The 24,783-nt window shown below is 71.7% G+C and carries 20 protein-coding genes and 1 tRNA gene; 12 read left to right on the forward strand and 9 right to left on the reverse strand.

The window, feature by feature from the left end; translation table 11 throughout:
* Position 1: 1 nt before the first annotated feature.
* From ACIBK9_RS05340 to ACIBK9_RS05365, 6 genes are all read right to left on the reverse strand, one after another.
* Complete coding sequence (locus tag ACIBK9_RS05340; protein WP_397155333.1) at positions 2-2,140, reverse strand: peptidase domain-containing ABC transporter; 2,139 nt, start codon at positions 2,138-2,140, stop codon at positions 2-4.
* On the reverse strand, positions 2,140-2,382 hold the full coding sequence (locus ACIBK9_RS05345) for a hypothetical protein (protein WP_397155335.1): 243 nt from the start codon (positions 2,380-2,382) through the stop codon (positions 2,140-2,142). The genes ACIBK9_RS05340 and ACIBK9_RS05345 overlap by 1 nt, the downstream gene beginning before the upstream one ends.
* Positions 2,383-2,536: 154 nt before the next feature.
* Positions 2,537-3,223, reverse strand: coding sequence for a hypothetical protein (locus ACIBK9_RS05350; RefSeq protein WP_397155337.1), 687 nt, complete (start codon positions 3,221-3,223; stop codon positions 2,537-2,539).
* A gap of 152 nt (positions 3,224-3,375) precedes the next feature.
* Entirely contained in the window at positions 3,376-4,578 is a 1,203-nt protein-coding gene (locus tag ACIBK9_RS05355; RefSeq protein WP_397155339.1) for a cytochrome P450, read from the reverse strand.
* Between the two features lie 9 nt (positions 4,579-4,587).
* A complete protein-coding gene (locus ACIBK9_RS05360) occupies positions 4,588-5,247 on the reverse strand; it encodes a TetR/AcrR family transcriptional regulator (RefSeq protein ID WP_397155341.1) in 660 nt (219 codons plus the stop codon).
* A gap of 79 nt (positions 5,248-5,326) precedes the next feature.
* Positions 5,327-6,205: an NAD(P)H-binding protein gene (locus ACIBK9_RS05365; protein WP_397155343.1), complete on the reverse strand. Its 879-nt coding sequence runs from the start codon at positions 6,203-6,205 to the stop codon at positions 5,327-5,329.
* Positions 6,206-6,316: 111 nt separating this feature from the next.
* Between ACIBK9_RS05365 and ACIBK9_RS05370 the strand changes: the two genes are divergently transcribed.
* The 3 genes from ACIBK9_RS05370 (at position 6,317) to ACIBK9_RS05380 (ending at position 9,333) form a co-directional block, all read left to right on the forward strand.
* Positions 6,317-7,204: a LysR family transcriptional regulator gene (locus ACIBK9_RS05370; protein ID WP_397155345.1), complete on the forward strand. Its 888-nt coding sequence runs from the start codon at positions 6,317-6,319 to the stop codon at positions 7,202-7,204.
* Positions 7,205-7,363: 159 nt separating this feature from the next.
* Positions 7,364-8,695 (forward strand): sensor histidine kinase, encoded by a 1,332-nt coding sequence (locus ACIBK9_RS05375; protein ID WP_397155347.1) that lies wholly within the window; start codon positions 7,364-7,366, stop codon positions 8,693-8,695.
* Positions 8,680-9,333 (forward strand): LuxR C-terminal-related transcriptional regulator, encoded by a 654-nt coding sequence (locus tag ACIBK9_RS05380; protein WP_387671614.1) that lies wholly within the window; start codon positions 8,680-8,682, stop codon positions 9,331-9,333. Before ACIBK9_RS05375 ends, ACIBK9_RS05380 begins: the two co-directional genes overlap by 16 nt.
* A gap of 38 nt (positions 9,334-9,371) precedes the next feature.
* Here ACIBK9_RS05380 and ACIBK9_RS05385 read toward each other — a convergent pair whose 3' ends face one another.
* On the reverse strand, positions 9,372-10,814 hold the full coding sequence (locus ACIBK9_RS05385) for an MDR family MFS transporter (RefSeq protein WP_387671612.1): 1,443 nt from the start codon (positions 10,812-10,814) through the stop codon (positions 9,372-9,374).
* 331 nt (positions 10,815-11,145) lie between these two features.
* A tRNA-Leu gene (locus ACIBK9_RS05390) sits at positions 11,146-11,231 on the reverse strand.
* A 361-nt stretch (positions 11,232-11,592) separates the two neighbouring features.
* Between ACIBK9_RS05390 and ACIBK9_RS05395 the strand changes: the two genes are divergently transcribed.
* Both ACIBK9_RS05395 and ACIBK9_RS05400 read left to right on the forward strand, forming a co-directional pair.
* Complete coding sequence (locus ACIBK9_RS05395) at positions 11,593-12,120, forward strand: hypothetical protein (RefSeq protein ID WP_397155349.1); 528 nt, start codon at positions 11,593-11,595, stop codon at positions 12,118-12,120.
* A gap of 198 nt (positions 12,121-12,318) precedes the next feature.
* On the forward strand, positions 12,319-14,490 hold the full coding sequence (locus tag ACIBK9_RS05400; protein ID WP_397155351.1) for a chaplin family protein: 2,172 nt from the start codon (positions 12,319-12,321) through the stop codon (positions 14,488-14,490).
* A gap of 122 nt (positions 14,491-14,612) precedes the next feature.
* Here ACIBK9_RS05400 and ACIBK9_RS05405 read toward each other — a convergent pair whose 3' ends face one another.
* Complete coding sequence (locus ACIBK9_RS05405; protein ID WP_379478577.1) at positions 14,613-14,780, reverse strand: DUF5703 family protein; 168 nt, start codon at positions 14,778-14,780, stop codon at positions 14,613-14,615.
* Between the two features lie 207 nt (positions 14,781-14,987).
* On the opposite strand from ACIBK9_RS05405, the gene topA reads away from it, so the two are divergent.
* From topA to ACIBK9_RS05440, 7 genes are all read left to right on the forward strand, one after another.
* Positions 14,988-17,672: a type I DNA topoisomerase gene (gene topA, locus ACIBK9_RS05410; RefSeq protein ID WP_397155353.1), complete on the forward strand. Its 2,685-nt coding sequence runs from the start codon at positions 14,988-14,990 to the stop codon at positions 17,670-17,672.
* Between the two features lie 13 nt (positions 17,673-17,685).
* Positions 17,686-18,939 carry a metallophosphoesterase gene (locus ACIBK9_RS05415; RefSeq protein WP_397155355.1) on the forward strand — a complete coding sequence of 418 codons (1,254 nt, stop codon included), beginning with the start codon at positions 17,686-17,688 and terminating at the stop codon, positions 18,937-18,939.
* A gap of 72 nt (positions 18,940-19,011) precedes the next feature.
* Positions 19,012-19,584 carry a helix-turn-helix transcriptional regulator gene (locus ACIBK9_RS05420; protein ID WP_397155357.1) on the forward strand — a complete coding sequence of 191 codons (573 nt, stop codon included), beginning with the start codon at positions 19,012-19,014 and terminating at the stop codon, positions 19,582-19,584.
* 141 nt (positions 19,585-19,725) lie between these two features.
* Positions 19,726-21,762, forward strand: coding sequence for a dTMP kinase (gene tmk / locus ACIBK9_RS05425; RefSeq protein ID WP_397155359.1), 2,037 nt, complete (start codon positions 19,726-19,728; stop codon positions 21,760-21,762).
* Between the two features lie 9 nt (positions 21,763-21,771).
* Entirely contained in the window at positions 21,772-22,950 is a 1,179-nt protein-coding gene (locus ACIBK9_RS05430; protein WP_397155361.1) for a DNA polymerase III subunit delta', read from the forward strand.
* A gap of 179 nt (positions 22,951-23,129) precedes the next feature.
* A complete protein-coding gene (locus ACIBK9_RS05435; RefSeq protein WP_358291493.1) occupies positions 23,130-23,657 on the forward strand; it encodes a SigE family RNA polymerase sigma factor in 528 nt (175 codons plus the stop codon).
* The gene (locus ACIBK9_RS05440; RefSeq protein WP_397155364.1) at positions 23,654-24,700 is read left to right on the forward strand and encodes a permease-like cell division protein FtsX; all 1,047 of its coding nucleotides are present in this window, start codon (positions 23,654-23,656) and stop codon (positions 24,698-24,700) included. The genes ACIBK9_RS05435 and ACIBK9_RS05440 overlap by 4 nt, the downstream gene beginning before the upstream one ends.
* Positions 24,701-24,783: the final 83 nt, after the last annotated feature.

The following is a 24,783-nucleotide window of genomic DNA, read 5'->3' on the forward strand; positions in this document are numbered from 1 at the left end:
GTCAGGAGAGCACGGCCTGGGCGGCGACCAGCTCGGCGTACTTGCCGCCGATGGCCGTCAGCTCGTCGTGGGTGCCGCGTTGCACCACCCGGCCCGCGTCGATCACGAGGATCAGGTCGGCGTCCCTGACCGTGCTGAGCCGGTGGGCGATCACGATCCTGGTCTGGACGAGCCCGCTCAGGTTCGCCTCGATGGCCGCCTCCGTGGCGCTGTCGAGGTTGCTGGTGGCCTCGTCGAGCAGCAGCACCTTCGGGCGCGACAGGACGGCGCGGGCCAGGGCGAGCCGCTGCCGCTGCCCGCCCGACAGGCCGCCGCCGTCGGTGAGCATCGTCTCGTACCCCATGGGCATGTCCATGATCTCGTCGTGCAGCGCCGCCAGGCGGGCCGCGGCGACCACCCGCTCCAGGGACGCGCCCGGCTCGTTCAGCGCGATGTTCTCCCTGATCGAGCCGCTGAACAGGGACGGATCCTGGGTGACCACGCCGAACTGGCGGCGCAGCGTGCGCAGGTTCAGCTCGGCGGCCGGGACGCCGTCGTAACGGATCTCACCGAGCACGGGCGTGTGCAGCGCGAGCAGCAGCCGGGCCAGCGTGCTCTTGCCCGAGCCGGACGCGCCCACCAGGGCGACCTTCTGACCAGGGCGGATGGAGACCGAGACGTCGCGCACGGTCCAGGGGGCGCGCGGGTCGTGGCGGAAGCTCACCCCGCGCAGCTCGACCGCGCCCCGCAGCCGCAGCACCTCGATGCCGTTGCTCGGCTCCGGCTCCGAGGCCAGGATGTCGGACAGCCGGTCGAAGTGCGCGCCGGCCTGCTGGAGGCTCTGCAGCCCGGTCATCAGCGAGCCGAGCGGGGTCAGCGCGCCGAGCGCGATGGCGTTCAGCGCCACCAGCGCGCCCACCGTGAGCTGCCCGTCGAGCACCCGCCAGGCGCCCAGCCACAGCAGCCCGAGCGGCGCCGTCACCCGGATCGCGGCCAGCGCCGACTCCAGCAGCCCTCTGGTCAGCCCGGCCCGCACGTCCGCGTTGAGCTGCCTGGCGAAGTGCGACGACCACTGGTCCACGGCCCGCTTCTCGGCGCCCGACGCCTTCAGCGTCTCGATGCCGGTGATCGTCTGGATCAGGCTGGTCTGGGACGCCGACAGCGCCGTCAGCTCCTGCCGGGTGAGTGTGGCGATCCGGCTGGTCGTGGCCAGCAGCAGGACCGTCTGCAGCACGGCCAGCCCGGTCAGCGCCAGCCCGAACACCGGGTCCCAGAGGTAGACCAGCACCAGGTAGCCCACGGCCAGCGGGCCGTCCAGCAGCGCCGCCACGACCTGCCCGGTGAGGATGTCGCCGAGCGTCGAGACGCTACCCGCCCTGGTCACCAGGTCGCCCTTGCCGCGCTGCTGGAAGTACCGGTACGGCAGCGTCACCAGATGGCTGACCAGGCTCTCGGTGAGCTCCTGGTCGGCACGGGCCCGTACGGCGACCAGCAGCGCCGCCCGCAGGTACCCGATCACCAGCTGGGCCGCCCCCGCGAGCAGCACGGAGACGCCCAGCAGGGACAGCACGTCCACCGCCCGCCTGGGCACGATGGAGTCCAGGAGGAGCTGCGAGAACATCGGCAGCGCCAGCCCGAGCACCTGCAGCAGCAACGAGGCCGCGATGAGCTGCGCGAGCAGCCCCCTGCGCCGCCGGAACAACGTCCGGACGAACTCCCTGCGCCAGGCGCTCGCCGCCGAGGTCGTGCCGCGCCGGAACCCCTCGCCCGGCTCGAACACCAGCAGCACGCCGGTGAACCCGGCCCCGAACTCCTCCGGCGTCAGCCTGCGGCGGCCGTGTCCGGGGTCGACGACGTCCACGCGGTCGGGGGACCAGCGTTCGACCACGATGAAATGGTTGAACTCCCAGTGCGCGACGGCGGGGAGCGGCACGCGGGCCAGGTCCTCGGGGGCCAGGGAGAAGGCGCGGGCCTTGAGGCCGTGGTCGCGGGCGCCGTCCACGACGGCCTTGGCGCTCAGGCCGTCCCTGCCGACCTGGAGGCGCTCGGCGACCTGGTGGAGCGTGGTGCGGTGCCCGTGGTGGCACAGCACCATGGCCAGGCAGGCCGCGCCGCACTCGGTGTCGGTGTTCTGGAGCAGCACGGGCAGGCGGCGCAACATCAGGCGACCGCCTCCACCGCGGCCATGGTCAGCAGGAGGCCGATGGCGAGGAGCGCGGCCACCAGCAGCCACAGCGCGAGGAACGACGGGGTGCTGATCACCGGCGGCATCCGGGTGACCCGCGACATCGCCCGGTGCCGCAACGCCTCCTCCCGGTAGATGCCCTGCCCTTCCCGCGGGTCCCGCGCGGGGGGTGCCGCGTGGCGCGGGGCGGGGCGCGTCTTGCCGTACGGATCGTTCAAGGCCGGCGCCCCCCGCCTGGAACCGTCACCCGCCACCCCCATGGCTCACCCGCCTCTCCACTCAACTCCCGGCAAGCCTAGGAACGCCTACTTGGAAGCCACTTGGGATCCACTGCTCGGCGCACCGCCCGCCGGCGACCGCGTGACAGCCGGGTCAGCGGAAGAGGAGGTCGCCGAAGTTCGGGTCGGCCGGCTCGCCCGGGTCCCTGTCGGTCGGTGAGGGCAGGGTGGTAGGGGCGGGGTCCGAGGGGGTGGCGTCCGGCGTGGCCGTGGGGGACGGGCCGGCCGAGCCCGTCCCGCCCGGCGTGGGCGTCGGCGTGACCGTGACCGGCACGGACGGCGTGGGCGTCGCGGACGGGCCGGTGGACGGCCCGGGTGACGGCGTCGGGCTCGGCGGCCGGGTCGCGGGACGTTCGTGCCGCGGCTCCCCGGCCGCCCGCCCGTCCCGGCGGTCCTTGCGGCCGGGGGCCTTGCCAACCTGGCCCGGGGTCCGTCCGGCGACCTGGTCGGCCACCGTGCGGTCCGCGATGACCTCGTAGATCACGATGCTGCCCATGCTGACGGTGAACACCAGGGCCGCGGCGCCGCCCACCCTGGCCCACCGCGGCCTCTTCCGGCGCAGGGCGACCGCCGTGCGCCGCTTCACCCTGTCGCCCGTGCGTTTGAGGTAATGCGTGTAGACGTCGGCGATGACGGTGCTGGCCACGCTCATCATCGCGGCGCCGATCACCGTCCCCGCCGTCCCGAGGTAGGAGGCCGCGACCGCGGCGGTGACCGCGGCCAGGGCGCTTCCCACGATCTGCGGCACGCTCAGCTCCAGCTTCCGCTGCTTGCCGCTCATAGCCAGGATCGTCCCCTCTTGTGGTGCGACGAAGGTGAACAAGCCACCTTGGCCCCCACAGGACGGGACGCCCACGGCGACGCGCGGCACTTTGCCGCGTCCTGGACCCGCGCTTGACGAGGGCGGGAACCGGCCCCCCGCGCGGCGGCGGGTCACCGCACGAGCGGAAGCCGGTTCACCCCCGTCATGGTCGGCGTGGGCATGAAGACCACCGGGTCGCCGGGATCGGTGCGCAGGACGCCGACCCGGTCGAGCAGGATGTTCAGCGCCACCCGCCCTTCCAGCCGGGCCAGCGGAGCGCCCAGGCAGAAGTGGATGCCCCGGCCGAAGGCGAGATGCGGGTTGGGATCGCGGCCGGCGTCGAAGACGTCGGGGTCGGGGAACTGCTCGGGGTCCCGGTTGGCCGAGCCGAGCCAGAGCATGACCATCTTGTCGGCCGGGATCGTCACCCCGCCCAGCTCGACCTCGCGGGTGGTCGACCGGGCCAGCCCGGCGAACGGGGTGAACAGCCGCAGCGACTCCTCGATCACGGCCGGCACGGTGGAGCGGTCGGCCCGTACCTTGTCCTGCTGGTCGGGGAAGGCGTCCAGGCACACCACCGTGTTGCCGAGCAGCATCGTCGTGGTGATGTGCCCGGCGAGCAGCAGCAGTATCGCGAAGTTGACGACCTGGTCGTCGGGCAGGCGCTCGCCGTCCACCTCGGCCTCGACCAGCTTGGTGAGCAGGTCGGCGCGGGGCCGTGCGCGGCGCTCCGCGGCGTGCCCGGCGAGGTACTGCGTCATCTCCCGCCATGGTTTGAGGGTGTTCGCCACGTTCGCACTCTGGCTCTCCACCGGCTCGGCGAGCGAGACCTTGGCGTCGCGCTGGAACAGCCCGTCGGCCCACTGCCTGAACAGGGCGCGGTCGCTGCTCGGCACCCCCAGCAGCTCGGCGATGACGATGACGGGGAGCGGGTAGGCCAGGTCGGCCACCAGCTCCAGGCGGTCGCGGCCGTCGGCCGCGTCGAGCAGCTCGTGGGTGAGCTGGGCGATCCGCGGTTCGAGGTCCGCGACGACCTTGCGGGTGAACGCGCTGCTGACCAGCTTGCGCAGCTTGCCGTGCTCCGGCGGGTCGATCTGGGTGATGAACCCCTTCAGCGAGAAGTCCTCGCCCTCCGGCAGCAGGCCCTTGGGGATCAGCCGCATGGTGTCGGAGGAGAACGTGACGGGGTCGGCGAGCACGTCGTGCACTTCCTGGTAGCCGTGGACGTTGTACATCCCGGCGGCGGCGTCGTACTCGACGGACGGGCCCGATCGCGGCCCGTGCAGCCAGAAGTGCTGTTTGGAGATGTTGTACCGTTCGACGATGTCGGACATCGCCTCTCCTTAGTCGTAGATCCACTTTCGGTAGGGCGGGATCAGTTCCTCAAGAATTGCGACGTACTCCGCCGCCGCCGCCTCCAGAACCTCGGCGGACGGCTGCACGGCGGGCTCGAAGGCATGGCGCACGGTGAAGGCGAGCGCGTCCGCCTGCTCCTCGACGCTCAGCTCCGTCCCGACGGTGTCGATGCCGCCGAGCAGGTAGAAACCCGTGGACGCGGCGCTCAGCGTGTACCGGGGGTGCGGCATGTCGGGCCTGAGCAGGCCGTACCGGTCGGCCACCCGCTGGAACCGCTCGGCCGCGAGGACGTCGTGGCTGCGCAGCGGGTGCTTGGCCAGCTTGCCCAGCAGCTCGATGTCGGTGGTGAACAGCGCCCGCAGCAGCGGCCTGCGGCTCATGGAGACGAAGGCCGCCCGCGAGAAACGATGCGGCAGCACCTGGGCGGGGTCGTGCCGCAGCAGCGCCGCGAACTCCTCCACGACCTCGATGGACTCCCGCAGCAGCAGCGCCTCGAACAGCTCGTTCTTGGTCCGCCAGTGCAGGTAGATGGTGCCCTTGCCCACCCCGGCGCGGCCCGCGATGTCGTCGACGGTGACCCTGCGGTAGCCGTGACGCAGGAGCAGCTCGCCCGCGGCGTCGAGGATCCGGTCCGCCCTGTCCGCCATGCGCCACACCTCGTGACTGGATGTGAAATCTGGTCATCAGTCACGCTACGCCGCACCCGAGCCCCGCACAAGGGACCGCTCAGCCCAGGACGGCCGGCCGCAGCTCGTCCGCGCACCACTGGCGGAAACCGGTGGGCGTGGTGGCCTGCGGGGTACGCGGCTCGGCGTTGTCCAGCCCCTGGTTCTTGGCCTCCATCATGTCGGCCATCCCCTGGGCCATCGCCTCCGACCAGCCCCGCTCGGCCAGCATGGCCGTGAACGCCGCCATCGGCACGTGCCGCAGGCCGACCGGCCGTCCCAGCACCTCGGACATGATCCGCGCCATGTCCTCGCCCGACAGGTCCTCCGGACCGAGCACCGGGACGTCGGCCCGCCCGGTCCAGTCGCGGTCGAGCAGCAGCCCGGCGGCCATCGCCGCGATGTCGCGGGTGGCGCAGACGGGGGCCTTCAGGTCACCGCGGACCGGCGAGAAGAACACGCCCTGGTCCCTGATCACCGCCGCCTGGTCGAGCAGGTTGTCCATGAACGAGGGCATTGTCAGGGCCCGGTAGGGCACGCCCGTGGCGGCGATCAGGTCGTCCATGGCCAGCGAGGCCGTCACGAGACCGGCGTTCAGCGGCAGGCCGCGGCCCAGGGCCGAGACCCCGACCACCCGGCCCACCCCGCGGCGCACGAACGCCTCGCAGGCCGGACGGCTGAAGTCCAGGTAGGCGGCGTCGAGTCCGGCGGCCCGCGGATTCGGCGGGACGACCCAGAACACGGCGTCGGCGCCCGCGAACGCCTCCTCGACGACGTGGGCGTCGCCGTGCGAACCCGGCACGACCTCCACCCGCTCCCGCACGGCCGCCGGCAGCCGGGCCGGGTCCCGCACGACGACGCGGACCGGCTCGTCCGCGGCCAGGACGAGGTCGAGAACCTGCCGGCCGATCCGGCCGGTGGGCGTGGTGATGACGATCAAGGAGAACTCCAGGGGGAATCGGGGACAGTCGTGCTGGGGGGCACGGCCAGTCAACCGAGCGCGGCGGCGAACCTGAAGGACCGATCCGATCACCATTGATACCCTGCGGATATGAATGACCTGGAGGTCCGCGAGCTCCGCTACTTCGTGGCCGTGGCCGAGGAGCTGCACTTCGGGCGGGCCGCCGAGCGGCTGGGCATGGCGCAGCCCCCGCTGTCCCGGGCGATCCGCGAGCTGGAACGCCGGCTGGGCGTGCGCCTGCTGGAGCGCACCACGCGGCAGGTCGCGCTCACCCCGCCGGGCGAGGTCTTCCTGCGCGACGCCCGGACCGCCCTCGACGCGGTCGCCGCGGCGGCCCGCCGGGTCCGGCACGCGGCCCGTCCCGAGCCGGGGCTCCGGGTGGCGCTCAAGGCCGACTACGACGCCGGGCTGCTGCCGCGGATCCTCGCGGCCTACCGCGACGAGGAGGGCGCGCTCCCGGTCGAGCTGCTGCTGGGCGGGCGCAACGAGCAGGCCCCCGCCCTGCGCGACGGCCGGGCCGACGTCGCGCTGCTGACCACCCCCTTCGACGACCGCGACCTCGACACCGAGCCGCTGCTGAGCGAGCCCCGGCTGGTCGCGCTGCCGGCCGCCGACCCGCTGGCCGCCCGGCCCGTCCTCGCCATGGCCGACCTGGCCGGCCGGCCGCTGCCCGACGGCACCCCCGCCGAGCGGGACGGCGCCGAACCCCTCCCCGGCCACCCGCCGCGGCGCACCGGCCTGGACCTGGCCCAGGTCTGCAACCTGGTGGAACTGGGGAGCGCCGTCTGGTTCGTCCCCGTCTCGGTGGCGCGGCGGCACCCCCGGCCGGGCATCGCCTACCGGGAGGTCGCCGACCTGTCGCCGTCCGAGCTGGCCGTGGGGTGGCCGCAGGGGTCCCGCTCGCCGGCGGTGGCCGCGTTCGTCCGCGCCGCCGTCGCCGTCGCGGTGGGTCTGGGCCCACTTCGTACGGGGGCGTAGCGGGATACCGGGGGAGGGGCCTGCAGCCGTACGTTCTCCCAGGTCGGGCGGAACCGCCCGGGAACCGGAGAAGACAGACGTGACAGCCCGATGGGGTGCCCGAACATCACCAAAAAGGGCAGGCTGGCACAATTGCGCCGTGCCGAAGGACGCTGTCAGGTGAGGTCGCCCGCGAGGGGCGGGCCCCTGCGCTGGGGCGCCGAGATCGTGCTCGGGCTCTGCCGCTCGGCCGTCCTGGTCCTGCTGACCTGCCTGATGCCGGCCGTCGGCGTCGTCGTCGGCCACTTCGGCGCCGAGCTGGCCTACTCCTGGTCGGCGAACCTGACCGCGCCGCCGTTCGTCGTGGCCCTGGCGCTGCTGGGCGAGACGCTGGTGGTGATCCTGTGGATCGCCGTCGCCCTGTGGGTCGTGCACCCGCTGACCAGCCGCACCTTCAGCCAGGCCGCCCGCCGGCTCGCCGCGCGCTGGCTCGGCCTGCGCATCGAGGTCGCCTACCGCACCCCCTCGCCGGTCACCCGCATGGCCACCGGCCACTGGTGGGACGGCGAGGAGTACCACAAGTCCGAACGGGAGGCCCGCCGCCGCGCCCGGATGAACGCCCGCTTCCACGACCCCCAGCTGCACTGGGACGGGCTGTGGTGCGTGCTCGCCGGCCTGACCGTGCTGCCGGTCGCGGCCCTGCCGCTGGTCGGCCTGGCCGGCGGCGCCTACCTGACGCTCGTCCCGGACTTCCGCGGCCTCGGCCTGGCACTGATCGTCGCCGGGCTGGCCGCCGCGCCGTTCGCCTGGCGCGTCCTCGGCCCCCTGGCCGGCCGCTTCCTCGGCCCGATCCCGGACTCGCGGCTCGGCCGGCGGGTGGCGGAGCTGGAGGCCGTCCGCGCCGATCTCACCCAGACCCAGGCCGACGAGCTCGAACGCATCGAGCGCGGCCTGCACGACGGGGCCCAGGCGCGGCTGGTCGGCATGGGCATGTCGATGCAGGCCGCGGAACACCTCCTGGAGACCGACCCCGCCGCCGCCCGCGCCATCCTGGCCGACGCCCGCGCCTCGTCGATCGCGGCGCTGGCCGAGCTGCGCTCGCTGGTGCGCGGCATCAACCCGCCGGTGCTCACCGAGCGCGGCCTGGTCGACGCCGTCCGGGCCCTGGCGCTCGACGCGCCCGTCGAGGTGGCCGTACGCAGTTCCGTGCCCGCGCGGCCCGAGCGTCCGGTCGAGTCCGCGGTCTACTTCGCCGTCGCCGAGCTGCTGGCGAACGTGGCCAAACACGCCCGCGCCACCCGGGCGACCGTCGAGCTCGGCTACCAGCCGCAGGCGCGGACCCTCACCGCGACCGTCACCGACGACGGCGCCGGCGGGGCGAGCGCGTCCGCCGGCTCCGGGCTGGACGGCGTCAGACGCCGGATGGCCGCTTTCGGCGGCCGTCTGGACATCGACAGCCCCCTCGGGGGTCCCACCCGCGTCTCAGTGGCGGTGCCGTGCGAATTGTCATAGCCGAGGATCTCTTCCTGCTCCGCGACGGGCTCGTCCGTCTCGTCCAGGCGTACGGGCACACCGTCGTCGCGGCCGTCGACTCCGGGCCCGCGGCGCTCGAAGCGCTGGTCGGCCACCGTCCCGACGTGGCCGTCGTGGACGTGCGGCTGCCGCCGACCTTCTCCGACGAGGGGCTCCAGGCCGCGCTCGCCGCTCGCCGCGAGGTGCCGGGCCTGCCCGTGCTGATCCTCTCCCAGCACGTGGAGCAGCTCTACGCCCGCGAACTGCTGGCCGACGGCCAGGGCGGCGTCGGCTACCAGCTCAAGGACCGCGTACTCGACGCCGGCCAGTTCATGGACGCGCTCGCCCGCGTCGCCGACGGCGGCACGGCGCTCGACCCGACGGTGGTCGCCAAGCTGCTCGGCCGCCCCGCCCACGCCGACCCCCTCGCCACCCTCACCGAACGCGAACGCTCGGTGCTCGAACTGATGGCCGAGGGCCTGTCGAACGCGGCGATCGCGGCCCGGCTGTTCCTCAGCGAGGGCGCCATCAGCAAGTACACGACCACGATCTTCGCCAAGCTCGGCCTCGCCGCCGACGACGACACCAACCGCAGGGTGCGCGCCGTCCTCACCTACCTGGGCGCCACCGCCCCCTAGCGCTCGACGGCGCGCTCCTAGTGCTCGACGGCGCGCTCCTAGTGCTCGACGGCGCGCTCCGCCCGGGACGGCAGCAGCAGCGCGGTCACCACCACCGCCACCGACAGGACCGCGCCCACCACGAACGCCAGCCGCATGCCGCCGAGGGTCGCCAGCGCCTGCGTGAGCCCCTCGGCCCGCAGGGTGTCGGCCCGCGCGCTCATCACGGTGACCACCAGCGCGGTGCCGATCGCCGCGGCGACCTGCTGGAGCGTGCTCAGGATCGAGCTGCCGTGCGGGTACAGGTGCGGCGGGACCGCTCCGAGCCCGAGCGTGAAGACCGGGGTGAAGGTCGCGGCCAGGCTCACCATGAGCAGCGCGTGCAGGCCCAGCAGCTGCCAGTACGGCATCGTCATCGTGACCTGGGTGAACCCGGCCAGCGCGAGCATGATCCCGATCGCGCCGGGGATGACCAGCACCCGGCCGCCGTGGTTGTCGAACACGCGGCCGACGGCCGGGCCGAGCAGACCCATCGCCAGCCCGCCCGGCATCACCAGGAGCCCGGTCTCCAGCGGGCTGAGCGCCCGGACGTTCTGCAGGTAGAGAGGCAGCAGGATCATCGACCCGAGCATCGCCATGAAGGCCACCGACATCAGCACCAGCGCCACCGTGTACGTGCGGTGGCGCAACGTGCGCAGGTCCATCAGCGGCGCCCCGCGCCTCTGCAGCACGAGCTGGCGCACCACGAAGACGGCGATGGTGACCAGCCCGGCCGCCGTGATCGCGGCGGCGACGCGCACGTCCCCGCCCTCGAACCGGCTGAGCCCGTAGACCAGCCCGCCGAACCCGGCCGCCGCCGTCACCACGCTGAACCAGTCGATCGTGCTGACCTCGGGCTCACCGGTGTTCCTGAGCTGCCGCAGGCCGCTCCACGTGATCAGCCCTGCGATCGGCAGCACCACCGCGAACAGCAGCCGCCACGACCCGAAGTGCAGGATCACCCCGGAGATCGCCGGACCCATGGCCGGGGCGACGGAGATCGCCAGCGTCACGTTGCCCATCACCCGCCCCCGGTCCTTCTCCGGCACGACCTGCATCAGCGTGGTCATCAGCAGCGGCATCATCACGGCCGTGCCGGACGCCTGGACGATCCGGGCCCCCAGCAGCACCCCGAACACCGGCGCGACCGCGGCCAGCGCCGTGCCCAGCAGGAACAGCCCCATGGCGGTGGTGTACGCCGTGCGGGTGGTGACCCGCTGCAGGAACCAGCCGGTGATCGGGATGACCCCGGCCATGGTCAGCATGAAGGCCGTGGAGAGCCACTGGGCGGTCTGCTCGGTGATGTGCATGGCGTCCATCAGCCGGGGGATCGCGTTGATCATGATCGTCTCGTTGAGCACGACCACGAACGTCGCCAGCACCAGCAACCGGATCACGGCGGGCGTACGGCCCGACCCGGCGGACACGCCCTTGGCGGATGATTCGAGTTGTGGGCTGGACACGGTACCTCTATCGGTCTCGGGCCCGACCTCGTCACGGCCGGCCTGGCGGTCATGGGTTTCGTCAGCAGTCCTCGTCACCCCCATACTGACCACCCCCACCGACGAAACTCATCGCCGCCCCCGGGAACCGCCCCCTCCTCATCCGCTCCCCAGGCCCTCACCGCCCCACGACCTGGCTCACGAGAAGTTGAACGTGCTCACGGTGGCGCAGCGCAGCACCGTCATGGAGAAGGGGAGTCTGCGGGCTCGGGGTCCCCGGCTGATTCACGTACTGCCCCGGAAAGCAGAATGTGGAGGCCCGGTTTACCGGTGCCTCCACATGTGTGCGGTGTGTCCGAGGGGGGACTTGAACCCCCATGCCCATCACTGGGCACTAGCACCTCAAGCTAGCGCGTCTGCCTATTCCGCCACCCGGACTTGGTGCCTGCACGCGGGACGTCATCTCGCGTCGGCTCCGTAAGGTTAGCAAACTCTGGGGGGTGAGTCATACCAAGTATCGGCACAGGGGAGAGGCACCGCCTCTCGGGCGGCCCGCCGGACTGTCCTGATGACCCTCCCGAGTGTCTTACGTGAAGCGGACCAGCGTGTCGTTGGCCTTTTTCGGGGTCTCTGCTGAAAAGCCCTTGCGGCAACTTTGGGTGCTGCTACGGTTACGGATCGTTGAGGGGTGAGTCCACGGACCGGCCTCACGACGTGAGGCCGGTTCCGGAAGCTGGGAGGTCACGTGGCACGCACGAAGGTCGGGCAGTCGAGGGCGTCGTCCCTCGCTGTGCGCCGCGTGCCCACGACGCTCCCGGAGCAGGACACGACCGCCGAGCGGGCCGACCGGATGGCGCGGTTCGCGGCCGGTGCCCGCAGGGTTGTCGTGCGGGCAGTCACGATGGGCGCCCTCGTGGCGGCCGGATGGCTGCTCGCCGTCGTGTTCGGAGCCATGTCCGCCGCTCCGGCGGCCGCGGATGCCACCGCGGCCACCGCAGGAGCCGCCGACGCGGCCCCCGCTCCCCTTTCGGTCCCCGGCTACCTCTCGGCGTCGGACAACGCCGAGGCGATGGCCGGCCGCACCGTGGACGGTCTCAACAGCCAGCAGGATCCTGGTCTGCCACCACCATCCTCCGCCGGAAAGATCTTGGACACCGATGGACTGGTGCCCAACGGTGGTGGCAGCGGCCCGTTCGGGCCCGGTATGGGGGATGTCGCGAGGTCCGGTGTCGACCCGCGGCTGCAGTACCAGTCCGCCGTCATGGCGCGTGTGCTGCCCCCCGTCGTCCGCACAGCGGCGGACGACCCTTCCTTCTCACCTGACTGATCCCGCCATTTCCACACGCCCCGGACGTCCCGTCCGGAGAGCGACGGCGGAGCGTGGTCAGATCCCCTCCGCCGGCGGGTGAGACGTCAGTCAACCTGTTCGCGAATCCGAGGTCACCGTTGTGTGCGACCTCGCACGGCCTCGGCTGCCCGCGAACCGTTTCAGGTATCCCCCCAAGAACCACTAGGAGCATTCACCATGCGTACGTGGGCTAGAGCATCTACTCCTGCGGCCCTTCTGGCGGTCGCGGTCATGTCGTTCGGCAGCGGTGCGGCCTTCGCCGACACCTCGGGCAACTCCTCCGTCGGCGGCGGCAACCAGGTCAACCTGCCGATCAACCTGCCCATCGACATCAGCGGCAACGCCGTCGGGGCGGCCGGCCAGTCGTCCGCCGGGTCCCACGGCGGCGCCTCGGTCGAGAACGCCGGCCCGAGCGACATCCCCAGCCGCACCTCGGGAAACTCCAGCGTGCTGGGCGGCAACCAGGTCAACGCGCCGATCACCGCGCCGCTGAACGCCTGCGGCAACGCGGTCTCCCTGTTCGGCAAGTCGGACGCGGGCTGCCGGGGCGGCGCGACCGTCCACAACAAGGGCAAGGGCGGCGCCGGGGGCAACCAGACCTCGGGCGACTCCAGCCTCATCGGCGGGAACCAGCTCACGGCGCCGATCACGGCTCCGATCAACGCCTGCGGCAACGCGCTGGCCATCTTCGGCGACGCGACCGCGGGCTGCAAGGGCGGCGCCTCCGTGCACAACAGCGGCGTCGGCAACGCGGGCGGCAACCGCACGTCCGGGCGCTCGTCCGCGCTGGGCGGCAACCAGGTGATCGCGCCGGTCAACGGGCCGATCAACATCTGCGGGAACGCGGTGGCGGTGTTCGGGCGGGCGTTCGCGGGCTGCCAGGGCGGCGCCAGCGTCACCAACTCGGGCGGCGGCGGCGGCTGGCTGCACCACATGGCCGCGCCGGGCTCCACGGGCAACGACACCGACGGGCGTTACGGCGCCGGCAGCGGCAACCAGGTGATCGCCCCCGTCAACCTGCCCATCACGGCCTGCGGCAACGCCGTCGGCAACGCGGTGGCCAACTGCCGGGGCGGCGCGACGGTGCTGAACACCCGCGCCGGTTCCGGGGCGGGCGGCAACACGACGTCCGGGCGTTCGGGCGTGCTGAGCGGCAACCAGGTGATCGCGCCGATCACGGCTCCGCTCAACGTGTGCGGCAACGCGGTGGCCGCCTTCGGCAAGGCGTTCGCCGGGTGCCGGGGCGTCGTCTCGGTCAAGAACGGCGGCCGGGGCGCCGGCGGCAACCACACCTCCGGGCAGTCGGGCGTCGGGGCGGGCAACCAGGTGATCGCGCCCATCACGGCTCCGCTCAACGTCTGCGGCAACGCGGCCGCGGTGCTCGGCGCCTCCAACGCCCACTGCAAGGGCGGCGCGGCCGTCTGGCCGCACAACGGTGTGGGCGGCGGCGGCAACTCGACCTCCGGGCGTTCGGGCGTGCTGAGCGGCAACCAGGTGATCGCGCCGATCACGGCTCCGGTCAACGTCTGCGGCAACGCCGTGGCCGTGCTGGGCGACGCCGCGGCGGGCTGCCTGGGCGGCGCGCACGTCGGCAAGCCGGGCTACCCGGGCGGCGGCTACAACCAGTTCCTGCGGTCCACCGGCCACCAGGCCGCGGCCAAGAGCGGGCTGCTGCCCGCGGTGCCCGCCGTCCCGGCGCTCAACGGTGTCAACGGCACCGGCGCCGTGCCCGGTCTGCCCGACGTCGGCGGCCTGCCGAAGGCGGGCGGCCTGCCGGTTCCCGGCAACGTGACGCAGCAGCTCCAGAGCTCGGGCCTGCCGCTCCCCGGCAACGTGACGCAGCAGCTGGAGGGCTCGGGCCTGCCGGTCGGCGGCGGCCTGTCCTCGCTGCCGCTCGTGGACGACGCGTCCAAGACCCTGGGCCTGCCCGCCCTGCCCGAGCTGCCCGGCCTTCCCGGCCAGGCGCAGGCTCCGGTGCAGGGTCCGGCGCAGGCCAGGCCCGGCGAGGTGGACATGCCGGCCAAGTCCTGGGAGAAGCGGGTGCCCGTCCGGCCCGGCAAGCGTCACATGGCCGACAGGACCGACCACGTGCGCAGGGCGCCGGCCCGCCCCTCTTCGCCGCTCTCCCCGGCCACCGACCTGCTCTCCTCCACCCCGGTCGGCGGCGCCGTGACCTCGGCCACCGGCGGCCTGCCGGTCGGCAACCTGGGCCTGATGAGCGCCGCCCAGCCCGCCGGTCTCACCGGGATGAACTCCAGCTCGCTGCTCGCGCTGCTGCTCGGCTCGATGTTCGCCGCGTCGGCCACGCTGTTCGCGACCGCCCGCCGGTTCCGGTTCGGCCGTAAGTAGATATACGGCATAGGTCGGTAACCACAGATACCGCTACCGCTCCACCGCCTGGGAGCGGTAGGCGATAGATGCTTTGCCCGTTCCGGGGGCGCGGCCCGGAGCGGGCAAAGCCATGTCCAGGCTCAGAGCGTGCTGCGGACACGGATGACCTTGCGTCGCAGCCGTACGTGCCGGCTCCCGTCGGGGTGCACCCGCACCCGCGCGAGCTCCCACTGGCCGTACTCTGCGTGTTCGGTCAGCAGTTGACGTGCGGCTTCGCGAGTGAGGTCGCGCGGAATGAAGATATCCATGTAGGAGTAGTCGAGCACAACGATTAGTCTCCAGGGTGAGTCAGGGCGCCATGCCGCTCGATGGGGCTTATTCTGCGTGCTTGTGGGTGGACCCGGAAGCTAGTGGGTAGCCCGGGGGAAGGAAATTTCCGCGAGTCGGGTTACCTTTCAGATCTATGCCGACTCCCGGCAGGGGGATTGCAAGCGAACAGTGAGGTAGGAAGCAGCGTGCCAGCCAAGAACGGCAGCTCCGGCGGAACACGCCTGGTGATCGTCGAGTCGCCCGCCAAGGCGAAGACGATCGAGAAATACCTCGGCGCCGGCTACACGGTCGAGTCCAGCATCGGCCACATCCGTGACCTGCCGGAGCGGGCCGACGACATCCCCGAGGCCTTCAAGAAGGAGTCCTGGGCGCGCCTTGGCGTGAACGTCGAGCACGAGTTCGAGCCGCTGTACGTCGTCAACCCCGACAAAAAGGCGCAGGTCAGCAAGCTGCGGCAGCTGTTGAAGGGTGCTGACGAACTCTACCTGGCCACTGACGAGGACCGGGAGGGCGAGGCGATCGCCTGGCACCTGCGCGAGGTGCTCAAGCCGACCGTGCCCGTCCACCGCATGGTGTTCCACGAGATCACGCCGCAGGCGATCCGCGACGCCGTCGCGAACCCGCGCGACCTCAACCTCCGCCTGGTCGACGCCCAGGAGACCCGCCGCATCCTCGACCGGCTCTACGGTTACGAGGTCAGCCCGGTCCTGTGGAAGAAGGTCAAGCCGCGGCTGTCGGCCGGCCGGGTGCAGTCGGTGGCGACGCGGCTGGTGGTGGAGCGCGAGCGGGAGCGCATGGCGTTCACCTCCGCCCACTACTGGGACCTGCAGGCGTTGTTCGACTCGGGCAAGCCCGAGGAGCGGCCGCGTGACTTCACCGCGACGCTGACCTCGGTAGGCGGCAAGAGGGTGGCCCAGGGGCGCGACTTCGCCAGCACCGGGCAGCTCAAGACGGCCGACGTGCTGCACCTGTCCGAGGCCGCCGCCGGTGAGCTGGCCGGCCGGCTCCAGGGCACGTCGTTCTCGGTCAAGTCCGTCGAGCGCAAGCCGTACACGCGCAAGCCGTACGCGCCGTTCCGGACGACCACATTGCAGCAGGAGGCCAGCCGGAAGCTGGGCTTCTCCGCCAAGTACACGATGCAGGTCGCCCAGCGGCTGTACGAGCAGGGTTTCATCACCTACATGCGTACCGACAGCATCACGCTGTCGGAGACCGCGATCGCCGCCGCCCGCTCGCAGGCCATCAAGCTCTACGGCGCCGCGTACGTGCCTGACAAGCCGCGCGTCTACACCAGCAAGGTCAAGAGCGCGCAGGAGGCCCACGAGGCGATCCGGCCCTCCGGCGAGGAGTTCCGCACGCCGGGCGAGACCGGGCTGTCCGGCGACATGTTCCGCCTGTACGAGCTGATCTGGCAGCGCACCGTCTCCTCGCAGATGAAGGACGCGGTCGGCGAGTCGATCAGCGTCAAGGTCGGCGGCCGTTCGGCTTCCGGCGAAGACGTCGAGTTCAGCGCCTCGGGCCGGACGATCACCTTCTACGGGTTCCTCAAGGCGTACGTGGAGGGGGCCGACGACCCCTCGACCGACCGCGACGACTCCGAGAAGCGGCTGCCCAACCTGGCCGAGGGCGACGCGCTGACCGTGTCGCGGCTCGACGTGGCCGCCCACTCCACCAAGCCGCCCGCCCGCTACACCGAGGCCTCGCTGGTCAAGGAGATGGAAGACCGCGAGATCGGGCGGCCCTCGACGTACGCGTCGATCATCGGCACGATCCTCGACCGCGGCTACGTGTTCAAGAAGGGCACCGCGCTGGTGCCGTCCTTCCTGGCCTTCGCCGTGGTCAACCTGCTTGAGCAGCATTTCGGCAACCTGGTCGACTACGACTTCACGGCCGAGATGGAGAAGGTGCTCGACGACATCGCCAACGACCGCGCCGAGCGGGTGCCCGAGCTGCAGCGTTTCTACTACGGCGCGGGCGACGGCGACGAGGGCCTGAAGGAGATGGTCACCGACCTCGGTGACATCGACGCCAAGGAGATCAGCTCGTTCCCGATCAAGGGGACGGACATCGTCCTGCGAGTCGGGCGTTACGGGCCGTACCTGGACAGAGACGGCGCGCGGGTCAACGTGCCCGAGGACACCACGCCCGACGAGCTGACGGCGGAGAAGGCCGAGGAGCTGTTCTCGCGGCCGACCGGCGACCGCGAGCTGGGGCGCGACCCCGTGAGCGGCCACATGATCGTGGCCAAGGACGGCCGTTACGGGCCGTACGTGACGGAGATCCTGCCCGAGCCGGCTGAGGACGAGACGCCGAAGAAGCGGACGAAGAAGGCAGACGCCCCCAAGCCGCGCACCAGCTCCCTGTTCAAGACGATGTCGCTCGACACGATCACCCTCGACGACGCGCTCAAGCTGCTGGCCATCCCCCGGGTGGTGGGCGAGCTCGACGGCGAGGAGGTCGTGGCGCACAACGGGAAGTTCGGGCCGTACATCAAGAAGGGCACCGACTCCCGCTCGCTCACCTCGGAAGAGGACCTGCTGACGGTCACGATCGAGCAGGCCAAGGAGCTGTTCGCGCAGCCCAAGCAGCGCGGGCGGCGGGCCGCGGCGGCGGCGCCGCTGCGGGAGCTGGGCGACGATCCGGCGTCGAAGAAGCCGGTCGTGGTCAAGGAGGGGCGTTTCGGCCCCTACGTGACCGACGGCGAGACGAACGCGTCGCTGCGCAAGGGCGACACGGTCGAGGACATCACCATCGAACGGGCCGCCGAGCTGCTGGCCGAGCGCCGCGATCGGGCGCCCGCGCCGAAGAAGACCACGCGGAAGGCCCCGGCGAAGAAGACGACCGCGAAGAAGCCGGCGGCCAAATCGTAAGTAGCATCGACGTGTGATCGTGCTGGTCTTCGTCGCTCTCGTCGTGGTGGCGCACCTTTATCTGTGGCATCGGATGGTGCGCTCCGCGACCCGCCCCGGGCGCGCCCGCAAGGCGCTGACCTGGGGCCTGGTCGGGCTCGTCCTGCTCGTGGTGGCCGCGTTCGCGGGCACGCGGATGGAGCTGGGCAACTGGCTGGCCTGGCCGGGCTACCTGTGGGTGGCGCTGATGTTCTACCTCGTGGTGTTCCTGATCGTGCTGGAAGTGCCGCGGGCCGTCGCGTCGATGATCATCCGTAGGGGCGAGCGCGGGACGGTGGCGGTCAAGGAGCCGGTTCCGGTGGCGGCGGTGGCGTCCGCCGCCCCGCCGTCCGGGCCCGCCACTGAGCCTGCCACTGTGCCCCCCGCTGTGCCTGTTCCCCCTACCGTGCCGCCCATGAGCAGGCGGCTCTTCCTGGGGCGCACCACCGCGGTGGTGGCCGGGGTCGGCGCGCTCGGCACGGTCGGTTACGGCATGACCAGCGCTCTGGGCGACCCGGTGCTGGAGCCGGTGCGGGTCCGGCTGCCCAAGCTCGACCCGAGGCTGAACGGCCTGCGCTTCGCCGTGGTGAGCGACATCCACCTGGGCCCGCTCACGGGCGTCGGCCACACCGAGCGCATCGTCAGGATGATCAACGGCCTGCGTCCCGACGTGGTGGCCATCGTCGGCGACCTGGTGGACGGGTCCGTGGCTCAGTTGGGCGCCCTCGCCAAGCCCCTCAAAAGCCTTGAGTCCCGCTACGGGGCATATTTCGTGACCGGTAACCACGAGTACTACACCCAGAACGGCCCCCAGGAATGGATCGAGGAGCTCGACCAGCTCGGCGTTCGCTCGTTGCGTAACGAGCGCGTGGAGATCAGCCACCAGGGCGCCGTACTCGACCTGGCCGGGGTGAACGACCTCAACGGCGAGGCCGTCGGCGACGGGCCCGACTTCGCCAAGGCGCTCGGCGGACGGACGCCCGGGCGCTCCACCGTGCTGCTCGCCCACCAGCCCGTACAGGTGGACCAGGCGGCCGGATTCGGCGTCGACCTGCAGCTGTCGGGGCACACGCACGGCGGCCAGATCGCGCCGTTCAACCTGGTGGTGGGCCTGCAGCAGCCCGTCGTGTCGGGGCTGGCCACGGTCGACGGCGTGCAGGTGTACGTCACCAGGGGCGCGGGGTTCTGGGGGCCGCCGGTACGGGTCGGCGCGCCGCCGGAGATCACTATGCTGGAGCTGCGCTCCTGACTTTGCGCGACGCGGTCGCCACGTGGTGTCATCTTGGCGTAGTATCCGACCGGATACTCGCAGGAGGTGAGCATGGTGTCCTCCCCGGCCGAAGGGGCGTTGCGTCAGGCGGCTTCGCTCGCGCCCGACGTCGCCTTCTGGGCCAGGCGCGGCGGGCTGCTGTTCAGGCAGGCGCGCCACGCGGCGAGCATGAACCAGAAGGCGCTGGCCAGCAGGAGCGGCACCTCGCGCACCACGCTGTCGGCCTACGAGCACGGCAGGAAGTCGCCGACGCTGGAGACCGCCGGGCGCATCCTCGACGCGGCCGGGTTCCGGCTGGCCCTTGAGCCCAAGGTCGAGTTCGCCGTGCAGTCGGCGGGCGGGCGCAGCTTCCACGTCCCGAGCCGCCTGCGGCGGCTGCCGGTGGCCGCGGCGCTGGGCGTCCTGCGGTTCGGCGGCCGGGTCTACGACCTGGCCGACCGCGGCCAGCGCCGGGCGGCCTACTCGGCGCTGCTGAGCGAGGGCGGCCCCGCCGACCTGCTCGACCACGTCGACGGCGCGCTGCTGGTCGAGCTCTGGGGCGAGCTGGCGCTGCCGGCCGCCGTCCGCGCCGCCTGGATGCCTCTGGTGGAGCAGATCAGGCAAGAGGCCGGAGTAATGAAATGACGACGTTTTCGACGGCCTATTCCATGCGGGTAACCTGCACGCCGACCCGCGAACGTAATACCCTCAGCCACGGACAAGCGGGTAATTCCGCGTTGTCTCCTGCCTTCCCATGTCCGGCCGACACCTGGATACGCTGAAATCATGACTGCCCCTAGGCGCGCTGCACATGTGCTGGCCCATGCGCCGTTCCGCCGTCTCTGGACGGCCATGTCGGTGTGCAGTCTGGGCGACTGGCTCAACATCCTGGCCCTGACCGCCCTCGCCGGAAACCTCAACCAGGGCGACTACCGCATGCAGTCGCTGGCCGTGGGCGGCGTGTTCATCGCCAAGATGTTGCCGGCGGTGCTGCTCGGGCCGCTGGCCGGGGTGTTCGCCGACCGGTTCGATCGGCGGCTGACCATGTTCACCGCAGACCTGGCCAGGTTCGCGGTCGTGTTGTCGATCCCGGTCATCGGCACCTACCAGTGGGTGATCGTCGCGACCGTCCTGGTCGAGTGCGTCAACCTGTTCTGGGTCCCGGCCAAGGACGCCACGGTGCCCAACCTGGTGCCCAAGGACCAGCTCGAATCCGCCAACCGGCTCAACCTGCTGGTCACCTACGGCAGCGCGCCGATCGCGGCCCTGCTGTTCGCCGCGCTGTCCCTGGCCGGCGACATGGGGCGCAGCGTCCTGCCGCTGCTCAACGGCATGGACCCGACCGCTCCGGCGCTGATCGTCAACTCCCTGGCCTACCTGGTGTCGGCCGTCCTGATCTTCACGTTGCGCGGCATCCCCAAGCGCGACGGCGCGATCTCGACGCCCTCGGTGCTCAAGCAGGTCGTCGAGGGCTGGCGTTTCGTGGGCGGCAACCGGCTCGTGCGCGGCCTGATCATCGGCATGCTCGGCGCGTTCGCCGCGGGCGGGGCCGTGGTCGGCGTGGCGAAGATCTACGTGGTGGCCCTCGGCGGCGGCGACGCGGCCTACGGCGTCGTGTTCGGCGCGGTCTTCGTCGGCATGGCGCTGGGCATGTTCGTCGGCCTCAGGCTGCTGCGCGGGCTGTCGCGGCGGCGGCTGTTCGGCCTGGCCATCACCGTGGCCGGGGTGGTGCTCGTGGCCATCGCGCTGATCCACAACCTGCCGATCGTCGTCATGCTCACCGTGCTGCTCGGGGCGTGCGCGGGCATCGCGTGGATCATCGGCTACACCCTGATCGGGCTGGAGGTCGAAGACGCGCTGCGCGGGCGCACGTTCTCGTTCCTGCAGTCCACGGCGCGGGTCACCCTGCTGCTCGTGGTGGCGGTGGCCAACCCGGTGGCGGCGCTCTTCGGCGCCCACGAGTTCGGCCTCGGCGCCATCGCCTACCGCTTCGACGGCACCAATCTGGTGCTGGTCATCGGCGGCGGGCTCGCGATGGCCGTCGGGATCCTGGCGCTGCGCCACATGGACGACAGGCAGGGCGTCTCGCTGTCGGCCGACCTTCTCGCGGCGGTGCGCGGCGAGCGTTACCCCGCCGAGCCGGCCGAGCACGTGCCGGGGCTGTTCATGGCGTTCGAGGGCGGCGAGGGTTCGGGCAAGACCACCCAGTCGAGGCTGATCGCCATCTGGCTGCGCGACCAGGGCTACGACGTGGTCCAGACGCGGGAGCCAGGCTCCACCAAGATCGGCATGCGGTTGCGGGCCATCCTGCTCGACGCGGCCGAGCGAGGTCTGTCGGCCCGTTCGGAGGCCCTGCTCTACGCGGCCGACCGGGCCGAGCACGTCGAGAAGGTGATCCGCCCGGCGCTCTACCGGGGCTCGCTGGTGATCAGCGACCGCTACGTCGACTCGTCCCTGGCCTACCAGGGCGCCGGCCGGGCGCTCGACCCCGAAGACGTGTCCAAGATCAACGCATGGGCGACGGGCGGTCTCGTGCCGCATCTGACCGTGCTCATCGACACGCCGCCCGAGGTGGGGCTCACCCGGCTGGGCGGGGCGGCCGACCGCATCGAGTCCGAGCCGCTGGAGTTCCACCAGCGGGTGCGCAAGGAGTTTCGCGCGCTGGCCGCCGCCGATCCCGGCCGCTACCTCGTGGTCGACGGCACGATGCCGCCCGAGGTGCTGACCCGCCAGATCCAGGACCGCATCCGCGAGATCCTGCCCGACCCGGTGCCCCGGGAGTCCGAAGACGCCACGGGCACGATGCCCGCCATCCGCGACTAGCCTTACGCCGTGACAGTTTTCGATGACCTCGTCGGGCAGGACCAGGCGATCTCCGTGCTGTCGCGGGCCGCTGCGGCGGCCGGCGAGGCCGTCAAGGGCGGTCGCGGCGCTGGCATGACGCACGCCTGGCTGTTCACCGGCCCGCCCGGCTCGGGCCGGGAGGAGGCCGCGCGTGCCTTCGCCGCCGCGCTGCTGTGCCCCGACGCCGGTTGCGGCCACTGCGACCAGTGTCACCAGGTGCTCATCGGCTCCCACCCCGACCTGGAATCCGTACGTCCTGAGGGCCTGTCCTACAGTGTCAAGCAGACCCGCGAGCTCATCCTGCGGGCCGCGGGCGCGCCCACCCAGGGTCGCTGGCGGGTCATCCTGTTCGAAGACGCCGACCGCGCCACGGAGTCGGCGGCCAACGCCCTGCTCAAGGCCATCGAGGAGCCGCCGCCGCGCACGGTCTGGCTGCTGTGCGCGCCCGCCCCCGACGACCTCATGATCACCATCAGGTCGCGCTGCCGTCAGGTCACGCTGACCACGCCGTCCACCGAGGCCGTCGCGCACGTGCTGGCCACCCGCGACAGCGTGCCGTGGGAGACCGCCGCGTTCGCCGCGCGGGCCGCGCAGGGGCACATCAGCAGGGCGCGGTCACTGGCCCTCGACGAGGGCGCCCGTCACCGGCGGGAGGCCGTGCTCGGCATCCCGCGCACGCTGACCGGGGTGGGCGAGTGCGTGTCCGCCGCCGAACGCCTGGTCAAGACGGCTGAGGAAGAGGCCGCGGCGGCCACGGCGGCGCTCAACGAGAACGAGACGGCCGAGCTGCGCAAGATCTACGGCGAGGGCTCCACGGGCAAGGGGCTCAACCGGGGGCTGGTGCGCGGCGGGGCGGGCGCACTCAAGGAGCTGGAGGACCGGCAGAAGTCCCGGGCCACCCGCATCAAACGGGATTCGCTCGACGCCGCGCTGCTGGAGCTGGTGTCGTACTACCGCGACGTGCTGGCCATGCAGTTCGGGGCGGGGGTGGAGCTGGCCAACGACGACATCCGGTTCGATCTCGACCAGCTCGCCAGGTCGTCCACGCCGGAGGAGACGCTGCGGCGGATCGATGCGATCATGCGGTGCCGGGAGCGGCTGGGGGCCAACGTCAATCCGCAGATGGCGGTGGAGGCGATGATGTTGTCGCTGCGCGGGGCGGCCTGAGCTGATCCCGGCCACTGCCTGTGGTGGCTGCGCGGGCTGCTTGAGGGTTCGGCTGGGGTGGCTCGCCTTGGGGTCCTGGCCGCGGCTGCCTGCGGTTTCCGCCTTCTCGCTTGTCAGGAGGGCGAAAAGATAGCTGGGTGACCGGAGCAGCAAGTGAGCCCGCGAAGCGTCTCTGTAGCGTGGAAGTCGAACTGCTCTCCCAACAACAGGCCCTGGCGCGGCAACAGGTCGATGTGGCATCGATCTTCGCCGAGCATCATGTGGGCCTCGTGCGGCTCGCCCTGATCATGGTCGGCGATCAGGCCACCGCCGAAGACGTCGTACAGGAGGCGTTCGCGCGTACGCACGCCGGCCGGGCCCGTCTGCGGGACGCCGACAAGGCGCTGGCCTATGTGCGTTCCGCCGTGCTCAACGGGTGCCGGTCCGTCCTGCGCAGACGGGCGACGGTGTTCCGGCGGGCGGTGCCCTACGAGCCGCCGGTCTGGTCGGCGGAGAGCGCCGCGCTGCTGGGCGAGGAGCGGCGGGAGGTGCTGCTCGCTCTGCGGGAGCTGCCGCGCAGGCAGCGTGAGGCGCTGACCCTGCGCTACTACTTCGACCTGTCCGACCAGGAGGTCGCCGCGACCATGGGCGTCAACGCGAGCACGGCCAGGTCCACGATCGCGCGAGGGCTCGCCGCTCTCGGCCGGGCGCTTGGGGAGGAATCATGAACAGTCCGATGGAAGACAGGCTTCGTGCCGCGCTCGTCGAGGTCGGCGCGACCGTCGACACCGGCGCGCTCAAGCCGCTGCGCACGTCGGAGCGGCGCCGGAGCCGGGTGGACCTCCGGCTGGTGAGCGCGGCCGTGGCGGTGGTGCTCGCGGGGGCGACGACCGCCGTCTGGCTGGGCGTGCGAGGCGACGAGCACGTGGCGACGCTGGCCGGCCCCCCCGGCGGTCAGGCCGATGCCCAAGAGCTGACGATCTTCCTCTGTTCGAGGTCGGCCGGCGGGAAGGCGCCGTCCTGTCAGGGGCAGGGCGTCACGCTTGATCAGACGAAGTCGATCGACAAGGCGGCGAAGGAGGTGCCCGGCGTCACCTCGCTCATGTATGTGGACCAAGCCGAAGCCTTCGAGAGCTTCCGGCGCGACTTCGCACACAACCAGCGGCTGCTCGATGCGGTGACGGTCGACGACCTGCGTGCCTCGTTCCGGCTGCGGCTTGAGCCCGGCACGGATCCGGTGCCGGTGAAGCAGGCACTCAGCTCGCTCCCGGGGGTCGAGGACATCGACTTGGTGCCCTCCGCCGCTTCCCTTCCGTCATCCGGCACTCAGGTCAGCGTCTTCCTCTGCGGCGACGGTTCGGCGCTGCCCGCCTGCGGAGCCGAACGTGCGGCGGACGGTGACAAGATCGTGAAGGAGGGCAAGGGGGCCACGACCAGACAGAAGGCCGAGATCGTCGCACTCCTGCGCGCGTCCAAGCAGGTCAAGTCCATCGTCTACGAGGACCAGTCGACGGCGTACGAGAACTTCAAGCGCAGCTACCAGGACAACAAGGCACTGCTCGCCGCCACCAAGATCGGGGACATGCCGGAGTCGTACCGGTTGCAGATGAGGTCGGAGCGCGACGACTGGAGCGCGCTGCTGAAGGCCCTGAGACGGCAGCGGGGTGTCGCATCCGTCGTCGTCCGCCGTTGTACGGTCGACGCGGCTCTGGCCATGGCCCGCTACCGGGTCTCCCTGCCGAAGGGCCAGGACTGCCGGATGGGCGGTTGATTCAAGATCGGGCCCGGTGCCCCTCACGTTCACCGGGTGGACACACGTAGTGTGGCAACGGAAGGCCGTAACAACCCCCGAGG

The sequence above is a fragment of the Nonomuraea sp. NPDC050227 genome (assembly GCF_044459705.1).
GTDB lineage: Bacteria > Actinomycetota > Actinomycetes > Streptosporangiales > Streptosporangiaceae > Nonomuraea.

Excerpts from the sequence above, each read along its gene's own strand:
- ACIBK9_RS05370 (WP_397155345.1), top strand. The coding sequence starts at position 6,317 with ATGAATGACCTGGAGGTCCGCGAGCTCCGCTACTTCGTGGCCGTGGCC.
- ACIBK9_RS05420 (WP_397155357.1), top strand. The coding sequence starts at position 19,012 with ATGGTGTCCTCCCCGGCCGAAGGGGCGTTGCGTCAGGCGGCTTCGCTC.
- ACIBK9_RS05400 (WP_397155351.1), top strand. The coding sequence starts at position 12,319 with ATGCGTACGTGGGCTAGAGCATCTACTCCTGCGGCCCTTCTGGCGGTC.
- ACIBK9_RS05405 (WP_379478577.1), bottom strand. The coding sequence starts at position 14,780 with ATGGATATCTTCATTCCGCGCGACCTCACTCGCGAAGCCGCACGTCAA.
- ACIBK9_RS05440 (WP_397155364.1), top strand. The coding sequence starts at position 23,654 with ATGAACAGTCCGATGGAAGACAGGCTTCGTGCCGCGCTCGTCGAGGTC.
- ACIBK9_RS05360 (WP_397155341.1), bottom strand. The coding sequence starts at position 5,247 with ATGGCGGACAGGGCGGACCGGATCCTCGACGCCGCGGGCGAGCTGCTC.
- ACIBK9_RS05350 (WP_397155337.1), bottom strand. The coding sequence starts at position 3,223 with ATGAGCGGCAAGCAGCGGAAGCTGGAGCTGAGCGTGCCGCAGATCGTG.
- tmk (WP_397155359.1), top strand. The coding sequence starts at position 19,726 with ATGACTGCCCCTAGGCGCGCTGCACATGTGCTGGCCCATGCGCCGTTC.
- ACIBK9_RS05355 (WP_397155339.1), bottom strand. The coding sequence starts at position 4,578 with ATGTCCGACATCGTCGAACGGTACAACATCTCCAAACAGCACTTCTGG.
- ACIBK9_RS05340 (WP_397155333.1), bottom strand. The coding sequence starts at position 2,140 with ATGTTGCGCCGCCTGCCCGTGCTGCTCCAGAACACCGACACCGAGTGC.